General features: G+C 35.1%; 3 protein-coding genes. 1 reads left to right on the forward strand and 2 read right to left on the reverse strand.

Annotated features, from left to right (window positions below):
- Nucleotides 1-11: 11 nt before the first annotated feature.
- Both ABXT06_RS17095 and ABXT06_RS17100 read right to left on the reverse strand, forming a co-directional pair.
- Nucleotides 12-4208 (reverse strand): RemA C-terminal-like gliding motility protein, encoded by a 4197-nt coding sequence (locus tag ABXT06_RS17095; protein WP_354591816.1) that lies wholly within the window; start codon nucleotides 4206-4208, stop codon nucleotides 12-14.
- Nucleotides 4209-4615: 407 nt separating this feature from the next.
- A complete protein-coding gene (locus ABXT06_RS17100) occupies nucleotides 4616-5098 on the reverse strand; it encodes a regulatory protein RecX (protein WP_354591817.1) in 483 nt (160 codons plus the stop codon).
- 280 nt (nucleotides 5099-5378) lie between these two features.
- On the opposite strand from ABXT06_RS17100, the gene ABXT06_RS17105 reads away from it, so the two are divergent.
- Nucleotides 5379-11153: a RemA C-terminal-like gliding motility protein gene (locus tag ABXT06_RS17105; RefSeq protein ID WP_354591818.1), complete on the forward strand. Its 5775-nt coding sequence runs from the start codon at nucleotides 5379-5381 to the stop codon at nucleotides 11151-11153.
- The last annotated feature ends 36 nt before the right edge of the window (nucleotides 11154-11189 follow it).

An 11189-nucleotide genomic window follows, 5' to 3' on the forward strand; every position in this document is an offset into this window, starting at 1 on the left:
GGTTTCTATTATTAATTAAATATGATTTTCTTTGTGACAACGTGACCATTTTCAAGAATCACTTTTACAATTAAAACTTGATTGCTAGAGTGTAAGTTTTTAATTTCTAATTCTTTTTCCTCAATTTTAGCGTTGTTGTAAAGCGATTGGCCACCGATTGTATAGATTTTTACTTCTTTAATGTTTTCAGTTCCGCTAGTCACATGTATTACTTTTGATTTTACAGCAACCAGTACACCATCTGCCGTATTTTCAAAATCACCTGTTCCTAATGTTTTATTTGTATAGCGTAATACGAAACGATCAGGAAAGGTTCCAATAGTTGTTGTAAAAGTGTAATTAGAAGCACGTAAATCAGTTATAATACCTGTTATTTTGTCTTCTAGATACACTGCCTGAGTGTTAAAGAAACCGTCGGCATGGTCAATAGAAATTGTAAGTTGGCTTTCGGCAACCGCTTTATAGCCAAGAGGAATTATTTCAGTATTGTCAAAAGGTAAGGCTCTTGCTTGAATCGATAATCTTTTTGTTTCATTTATGGTGTAAAAATCTACATACGAATTACTAGACAATGTTGTAGCGTCATAGTTATAATCGAAACTGTTTGTTGCGCCTTCTGCATACCCAATTAGTAATTGTTTAAATGCATCTTCATCATTGCTTAAATTTAACCAAAGACGATTTACCTCGCCTTCATCTTGTTTTGCTGTGGTTTTGAAAAACTGTGTGTTTTGTGCTTTCACACGCTGGTCATTGCGAAACACAAGAGAAGTTACTTTTGGTTTTACAATAAATCCTTGTCCAACACCAATGTAGCCCGAAGGAGCCTCGCCTCCAGTTGTAGCTTTTGTTGATCCAAATAATGTTAAAATTGCATAATCTGGACTGCTGTATCTGTAGGTGTTACTGCCATTTTCTTTTTTTGGAAGCGAAACATGTGTCCAGAAATATAATGGTCCCACATCTCCGTTATCTCTAATAAATTTTCGCCCGTCTATAGCAGACGGATAAGGATTTCCGATAAGGTGGTGTTTGTCTGCAGTTGTCGCAATTGGGAAATCTCCATTGTTTGGTGTCCCATAGAATTTTCCCGTAAAATCAGAAGCAATCTGAGTGTCAAAATACTGTGGCCCCCTAATACTGTATCCTTTGGTTGGTTCCATTATCATGACTCCATATAGGTTAGTAGCCCATTTAAAATCTGAAGTAAAGTAGAAATATTTGTCAAATAAAGTTTCTGGAGACAATGTTTTCATTGCAAAATCTTTGTTATTTACAGGCGTAGACCAGTACGTTAAATCCATTCGGCGTACTTTGGTTATTCTTTGTATTTCAAAAGATTTATCACTTCCTGTAAACATATCTTTACTTGTTGAAGTTTGAAGTAATGCGCCTCCATCTAAAATTAATAATTTTCCTTTCCCAAGAACATTTATGTCTTCGTCAATAGTTAGTGTGACATCTTTTTTAACGGTTAATGTCGCGCCATCATTAATTGTGCAAGAACAAACAGTAAGATCTGAATTTAGTTCTGTATTTTCATTTATTTCTAAAGTGCTGCCGGTTCCATCACCAGTTCCATTATTTGGAATATTTATAAAAATTACAGAAGATTTTGCTCCACCTCCATTTTCTTTTAAACGTATTTCTACTTTAGTTTTGCTGTTTAAAGAAAAAATTTGACCTTTTTTGACTAATACAGCAGTATCTGTGTTTCCTTTTTCGTAGAAAACTTCAGTTCCGTCTACAAAAATTTGAAGATCATCATCATAATTTGCAACTTGTATCTGATATTGACCACAAGCAAAACCTTTACGTTTAGAAACTACTGTAAAATAATCATTAAGCATTGTTGAACCTTGCCAGTTAATTGCTGCAGCTGGCGATTTAGTTGTTGGCCAATATGCAGTTGAATTGGCATTTGGATTTGTATCAATATAATATCCTGCATAGCCAGCAGTTGTTAATGTAATGTCATTGCCGTTGTAGCCGTAAACATTCCAAACCTTGTCTCCAAATTCAGTAGGGTCTCCTTTGGTTAAACCAAATGAGAAAGAGGCTCTAGCGTTAGCTGCTAATTCATAATATTCGATAACAAAATCGTAATTTCTATCTGCTTCAAGTTTATAAAGTGAGGATTTTACAGCATAACTTCCTCCGCTCCATCTTTCTAAAACAATTTCACCATCGATATACAATCTGATAGCATCATCACCTCCAATCAAAAAATTGTAAAGTCCAGTTTCTGTTACTTTAGTTCGCATTCTATAGCGCACCAAGAAATAATCAGAAGGGGCAACTTCGCAAGGAAAGTTTGAGGTAACGCCTGTAATAGCGCCACTATCGACGTCTCTGTCAAAATTTTTATTTTCAGTCACTGTTCCAACATAAGTCGCAATTGCGGTATTAGGTGTATCGTTATAACCAATAGTTGGCACAGGATTGTCTTTTGGGTATTTGTATACATACCCAATCCATTTATCATTTTCAAATACGGTAGGATCTTCGGCGGGAGCACAAGGCGCAGGGGTAACATCCACACTTACAGTTGCCGACGAGTATAAAGTTCCATTAGAAATTGTATAAGTAAAATTAGACATTCCAACAAATCCTGGTGTAGGAATAAAAGTAACATCTGTGATTCCATTTTTTACAACCGTTCCGCCTGTTGTGGGTTGAGTAACCTCAATATTTTGAACAGGAGTACTTCCAACTACGTCATTGGCTAAAATTGAAATATTAATACTTTTGTTAGAAGGAGTTGTTGCAAAATCACTATATGCGGCAAACACGTTAGGATCTTTTATGTTTCCTGTAATATTTATTTTTGTTCTAAACTGAAATTCTTCGTTCGAATTATAAACATAAAGACGAATGTACATAGTTTTTCCCGGGAGCAAATAATTTAAGTCTGAGCTAAAAGGAGCACTGATGCTTTTCCAAGATCCAGTAGTACTTGTTTCTGCTAATAACGTTTTTCTATTGGTCGTGAATGTAGGATCATTTGTGTATTCAATTTTGAATTTTTGGCCATTCCCACCTTGATTTCTAAACATGAAATTAAGAGCAGTTAAGTTTACACGATGCGAGTTATCTGCTGTTATTGTAAATTCTATGTATTTAGTATCACTAGCAACTCCTGATGGCCAGCCTGCAGTTTGAAAAAACGGATTTTTTGCATCTTCATTAATGTTGTGATTTATAGATACATTCTTGTTTCCTATATTGCCTGATGTTACATATGGAGACAATACAGTTGCTTCAACTCTATTCGAAGCATTTCGTCCGTACCAGATAACTAAACTTTCAGGTGTTTCCTCACCAACAGTTGCTTGTATTTTAGCTTCCGATGTAAGATTTGAAGCATCTTTTATTGTGTATTTAAATGTCGAGACTCCTGTAAAATTGGCTGCAGGATTAAAAGTGATCGTATTATCTGGATTCACTGTTGCTGTTCCCTGAGACGCTGGCGGAGGAGAAGAAATTGTCACAGAAGCAACATTTTCTTTTTTAACATCATTATTTAACGGAGAAATATTTAAAGTAGTATTCTTTATGGCTTTAACATAGTCATTGATAGCCAAAATTTTGTTCGGATCAAAATCTGAAACGCTTCCCGTAATTGTAGTAGCTGTTTGTGGATTTGAATCGGGTTTACCAATTTTAATATGGAAGGCATTGTTTGAATTGTAAACATATAAACGGACATAAACAGTCTGACCAGGTAAAACCGGATTAATTTCTTCTGAAAAAGAAGGGTTTATTGAGACCCAGCTGTCTACACTAGTTCTTTCTGGGACTAAAACTTTTATGTCTTTTTGAAATTTTTCATCTTTAGTGTATAAGATCGTAAATTTTTCTGTGGAACCACCGCCTTGACTTTTGAATGTCAAATTGAAAGTTGTTAAATCGAGCTTTTTCCCAGAGATAGGGGTAACTTTAAATTCTACATATTTTGCAGGATCGTATTCGCCTTCATTTTGCTGACCAGTTGGCCAGCCGCTGCAGATAAAAAAAGGCTCTGGTTCCCAACCATTATTATATTTAACTTGTACCTCAGAAGAAGTTAGATAAGATAAAGCAACGTTTGGGTTAACGGTAGGTTTGTTTTCATCGTTTGGGATTGTTGCATTCCACTTGATTAAATCGACATTTTGAGCAAATCCAAAAAAAGGCAATAATAAGAATAAAAGTAAAGTTTTTTTCATGTTAAATGTTTTCTATCAATTTGTTATGCTGGCATAGGACTTTTTGAACCGCGGCAAAGATAGATACATCTACGAGCTAGAATTTGTTAGGGTTTTGAGAACCCCGATATAATCGATGAATTGATCGAATAGTCGATAAACTGCATTAAAAATTTTAATGTTCGGCAAGTATTCTTATAAAATGCTTAAATTTATTATAAGAATAATTGTAAAAAAGAAGGTTTTTTAAGACTGTTTTTTGAGGTTTTAGGTCAAAAAACGTCGAATTTGCTATAAATCTTTCAAAAATAGAATAATTTACAACCAAAAGTTGTTGGGATTTATGTAGGTAATTTTATCTAGATTTTGAAGAAAATCAAGTGGATCTTCGAGAGATAAAAAAGCATTTTTTAAGATAAAGTGGAATTTTAGTTTTCTTCTAATTCCTTAACTTTTTCATAAACCAAATTACTCTCATAACCTCTTCGAAGCATATAGTCGCAGAACTTTTTGCGCTTTTTAAGCTGATTGGTTTCAGAAATACCATTCCAGCATCTTTCTGCTAAATTTTCGAAAGTTTCAAAATATTCTTCAGGAGAAATTTCTTTTAGAGCCAAGGTGATATTTGTTGACGAAATATTTCTCACTTTAAGTTCATTTGTAATCCTAATTTTCCCCCAATGTTTGATTCTATGTTTGCCTCTGGCAAAGTTGCAGGCAAAACGAGTCTCATTCAGAAAATTTCCTTCAATAAGCTGTACGACAATACTGTCAATCTCGTCGCGAGTCATTTTTAGGGTATATAACTTAGCAACTACTTCATCATGACAACGTTCTTGATAGGCACAAAAGTGCTCTAACTTTTGTAAAGCTTCTTTGATGGTAAAAGTGCTGTTCGTCGGGTTTTTCATGCGTTTTAACGTTTAAATGAAGTAATGGTGAAATAGTTATAAATTAATTCTGAAATTTGTTAATATTTTACAAAAAGAAATAAATTATAACCTTGTGTATTAGGCTAATTTAAATATTTTTGTACGGAAATTTAACATTTTTAAATTTTGGCTTAAAGCCTAGAATTTAACATTTTGGATTCCAATATAATACCAAAAGAATATTTGTTCTTTTACAAAGAATGCCTTTTTTGCTTTAAGCAAACCAAAAACAAATTTAAAAACAAATACCTACTGTTATATGATGAGAAAATTACTTTACTCGTTTTTATTTTTCATTTCCTCTAAATCTTTCCTCAAAAGATTAAATTCACCAAGTTTAGGATTACTGTGTGTTGGGATGTTTTTTGTGGTTTCTTTTGCTTATGCGGCAACAATTACAAGTACTGCTACGGGAGGGAACTGGAATAATAGTTCCACATGGATTGGGAATGCTCAACCTGGAACTGGAGATATAGTTGTTATTGCAACAACAAATGGTAATTCAGTTAACACAAATGGAAATCGTACCTGCGCAGGACTAATAATAAATGCTAATGCTATATTGGATATGGCAAATGGAAATGTTCTCACTGTGAACGGAAGTGTAACTGGATCAGGTAATTGGACTACAGGAGGAGGAACTAGGACAATTTCGTTAACAGGTGATTGGTCTTTTAATGGAACATCATCGGGATCAGGAGCAACAGTTATTTTTACTGGTAATTTAAATCAAAATCTTTCAGGACACATATCTTCTTCTTCTATAGGTTCATTAATTAATAATAAAACAGGAGGGAGCGTTTTGCTAAACAATTCAATTTCAGTAGCAAATTTTACTAATACAGCTGGAGTTTTTGATGCAAATACATTTCTTTTGACTGTTTCGAATTCACCTACTTTAACTGCAGGAGAATTACGTTTAGGAGCAGCTTTGTGGTCTAATAATTATAGTTTTACTCCAGGGACATTATCTTCCGGATTCACTATAGATTATTATAATAATAGTCCAGTAATCAATGGCTCTATTACATATCAAAACTTAGAATTTAGTGGCTCAGGAACAACAGCGAATCCTAGTGCAAATATAATAGTACAAGGTAATTTACTGAATATTGGAAGTGGTATTCTAAATTTCGCAGCACGAAATGTAACTATATCAGGAGGAAATACACAAAACATCACAGGCTTTACAACGACAGGAACAGTTTCAATGAATAAGACTGGAGGAACAGTAGCAACATTTACGGGAAATGTAAATGGAGGAAATCTGACAATAGCTGGAGCTACAAATGCAACTACTTTAAATTTAGGTTCTGGCTTAACACATTCTTTTTCTGGAAACTGGACAAGGACAAGTGGTACGTTAAATGGAGGATCAAGCATATTAAAGATTGGTGGAGATGTATCGGGTACTGGTGGGACTTTTACGTCAAATACAAGTACTGTTGAGTATAATAAAGCAGGAGATCAAAATTTAGGGTCAAGTGCTCTTACATATTATAATTTAACAACGTCAGGGAGTGGTGCCAAAATTTTTGGTGCTGCTACAACTGTTAGTAATAACTTAACTATAGGTTCAGGAACTACATTAGACGTATCAACTAATAATTATGCGCTAAATATAGGTGGGAGCTTTACTAATAACGGAACATTTACTCCCAGATTAGGAACAGTGACACTAAATGGCTCAGGAACACAATCTTTCAATGTTTCAAATTTCTATAATTTAACATTGGCTGGGACTGGTGCAAAAAGTTTTACTGCCTCAACAACTATAGTTAATGCTTTAGTCATAAATTCGTCGGCAAATTTAGGTACTCAAAATCATAGTGCTGCTTCTCTAACTTATGGAGGAACAAGTGCTACACCTTCTTCTTGGGGTAGTACAGCATCTGCAGCAAAGCGTACAAATAATACTTACTTTGGCAGTACAGCAACTGGAATATTAAATGTGACATGTGCTTTTTTTAGCAGTGTTAATCCAATTACAGATGTTATATTAAATACTTTGCACAAAACTAGTCCTAATCTTACTACAGGTTTAACATATGAAGATTTTACTGCTGAAACTCCTACCACACTTGTTAAGGGGGAGAAGTATGCTTTGACGGTAAAAGGAAATACAACTGGCTATACAAATGGCTATTATACCGCTTATTTTGATTGGAATAATAATGGGGTTTTTACAGATGCTACTGAAAGTTTTACAATAGGAACAATTTATAATTCAACAGGGGCAGATGGTCGTGCAGCATCTGTTTATTTAACAATTCCTACAGCAGCAGTGGCAGGAAATATTAAAATGAGGATTGTGGGAAGAATGGGAGATTACTCTGGTGGTCCATGTGTTGCAAGTGATAGTGCAGGGCAAATTGAAGAATATACTGTTACCATTTTGAATTCTTGTTCAGGAAATCCAACTTCAAGCACGACGGTTTCTTCAGTGCCATCGGTATGTCCTAATGAGCCTTTTGTATTGTCTTTGGGAAGCTCGTTCGTTGATGGTTCGACATATGTTTGGGAAAAGTCGACAGATGGAACGAATTGGTCAAATACGACACCGACACCGATAAATTTTTTCTCTAGTAATTTTTCTACTGCCCAATCTCCAAACAGCTCAAGTTCAGATGGAATTATAGTGCTATCTGGTGCCGATTGTTTAATAAACGGAACCGAGTTAGTTCTAACAGGAACAACTGAAGGGGGCCATAATAGTGGATTCTTTATAAACAAGTCTCCAAATGCTAACATAAATGCCTTTACAGCAGCTTTTAAATTTAGAATTTGGGATACAACTACAGGAGGTAAAGGAGCAGATGGTATGAGTTTTAGTTATGGTAACAATGTTAACGCTGGAGCAGGGGGAGGAGAAAATGGTGAAGGTGATGGTATTATTATTCAATTAGATACTTATGATAATGAAGGTTTAAATGGAGGAAGTCGTGTAAGAGTGTTGTATAATAATGTAATGTATTTTACTTCTGCAATCAATGTAGTTCCATTGAGAAATGCATCTTACCAAAATTTAGTTTTAAGAGTTGATGCAAATGCAAAATTATCTTTGGTAATTGCAGGTACAACTGTTGTTTCAGAGCTTTTCTTGCCAGGTTATGGTGCAGCAGATAAATCTGCGTGGAAATTCAAATTTTCAGCACGAACAGGAGGTGAAAATGATAGACACAGTATAGATGATTTATCAATTGATTTTCTAGATACAACAGGTTCAAAATCTACATTTTCTACTTCTCAGACAGTAAAAACTTATTATCATGCAAAAATAAGCTGTGGAGGAAATACGATAGTTACTTCATCACCAGTTGTGGTAGACGTAACATCAGCAACAATTGATCCAATGGCAAGTAATGCATGTACGGGAGTTGAGTTTTCTGTTACACCAACAAATGGAACAATTCCAAATAATACAAAGTATACCTGGACGGCACCATCTCTTTCAACGGGATTAAGTGGCGGAGCGGCAAATACAGTTGCGACAGATATTATAACAGGTACATTAGTGAATAGCTTAGCAACAGCTCAAACAGCAACTTATACAGTTACTCCAATTACAGGAAGTTGTACAGGTGTGCCTTTTATATTAACTATAACGGTAAATCCAAATCCGACGGCCAATGCAGGATCAGCTTTATCTGCAATCTGCCAAGGAGCGACATCAGCGGCTATGGGAGGATCAGTTGGAGGCGGAGCCACAGGCGGAACATGGGGCGGAGGATCAGGAATATGGACAAACCCTAATGATCCAGCAAATGCTACGTATAGAGCCGGAGCATCAGAATCGGGAAGCATCACATTGACATTGACTACTTCTGGCGGTTCATGCGGAACTGCAACGGCATCTAAAACCATAACAGTAAATCCAAATCCGACGGCCAATGCAGGATCAGCTTTATCGGCAATCTGCCAAGGAGCGACATCAGCGGCTATGGGCGGATCAGTTGGAGGCGGAGCTACGGGCGGAACATGGGGCGGAGGATCAGGAATATGGACAAACCCTAGTGATCCAGCAAATGCTACGTATACTGCAGGAGCATTAGAATTTGGAAGCATCACATTGACATTGACAACTTCAGGCGGTTCATGCAATACAGTATCAGTTAGTAAAACTATTACAGTAATTAAAGCACCAACACCATCAATTGTAAAAAACACTGATGTGTCTTGTGGCAGTTTTGGAAGCATAACAATAGATGCTTTGCCAGCAGATTGGATAATTAACCAAACGGGATCAACTACTTTGCCAGAGACATATTCTGGTACAATATCTACTTTACCTATTCAAAATTTAACAGCAGATACTTATAGTTTTACTGTTACAGATAATGCTACAGGTTGTACCTCTAGTTTAGCAACTATTACAATAGATGATATTAGTTCGTTTACAGAATGGAATGGTTCAGCATGGACAAATGATGAGCCAGACGGAAGTAAAAGTGTTATCATTTCTTCGGTTTTGCCAAATCAGCCTTTCTCAAATGTTATACCTTTATCAAAAACAAATATAGACGCATGTTCATTAGAAATTAGAGTTCCAGATGGATCAGAAGTAATTATTCCATCTGGTTTGACTTTGACGATAACAAATGAAGTAACAAGTAATGGTAGATTGGTATTTAGGAATGGTTCAAGTTTAATACAAAAAACAGATATACAAAATTCAGGAAACATAGTTTATGAGAGGGAAACTAGCGTACGCCGATTTGATTTGACGTATTGGTCAAGTCCAGTTACAGTGTCACCAGATCTTGGGCCAAAGATGAATGAACTTTCACCTACGACTCTTTTTGACAAGTATTTTTATTTTGAACCAATTGCAGGATGGAAAACTAACTTGTATGGAGGAATGTCCATGAAAGTAGGAAATGGTTACAGTATTAGAGGACCACAGGGATTTGATACTGCTGTACCAGGTATTTTTACAGGAAAATTTGTTGGGGTTCCAAATAATGGAAACATAACGGTAAAATCTGTAGTTGCCGATAAATATTTCTTTTTTGGGAATCCATATCCATCAGCAGTAGATGCAGATGCATTAATAGAGACTAATAAAGATGTATTAGGAACAATTTATCTTTGGACGCATGTTACCTCTCCGCAAAAAGCACCTGGAGATAACACCTATCGTTATACAAGTGATGATTATATAGCTTATAATACTTCTGGAACAACCAGTGTTGGTAATAATGGCGCACCAGCTAAACCATTTGACGGATTTATTGCCGCAGGACAAGGATTCCTTGCTAGACCAAAAACAACAGAAATACTTTTTAATAACGCAATGCGTGTTGAAGCAAATAATGGACAATTCCTTAAAACAGCTAAAAGTAGTATAGAAAAAAATCGTATATGGTTGAATATTACAAATACTCAAGGTGCTTTTAAGCAAATATTGGTTGGTTATATTCAAGGTGCAACTAATAGTGTAGACATTAATTACGATGCTTTTAGCGCTGCTGGTAATTCATTTATTGATTTTTATAGTATAAATGAAACCAAAAAATTAACAATTCAAGGGCGTGCTCTTCCATTTGATAATAGTGACTTGGTTCCGTTAGGATATAAAACTTCAATAGAAGGAGAGTTTACAATTGCAATAGATCATGGGGATGGATTCTTTAATGAGCAAGAAGTTTATTTAGAAGACAAATCAACAGGAAAGATCACTAACTTACGTAATGAAAACTATACATTCAGTACATTAACTGGAACTTTTCCAGATCGTTTTGTTCTTCGATATACAAATAAAACGTTAGGAACAGGTGATTTTGAAAATCTTGAAAGCAGTGTTTTGGTTTCTATAAAAAATAAAGTAATAAGCATTACTTCTTCTAAAGAAACGATAAAAGAGGTGAATATTTTTGATGTAGGAGCACAATCGTTATACAGCAAGAAAAAAGTTAATTCGTCAGAATTACAGATTACTAATTTACATTCTAGCGATCAGGTTTTATTAGTTAAGGTGACTTTAGAAAACGGCTCTATAATAATTACTAAAAAAGTTGTTTTTTCAAATTTGTAACTAAAAAATAGATTATATAAAAGTCCATTCTTTATA

The organism is Flavobacterium sp. UW10123, assembly GCF_040538975.1.
Taxonomy (GTDB): Bacteria; Bacteroidota; Bacteroidia; order Flavobacteriales; family Flavobacteriaceae; genus Flavobacterium.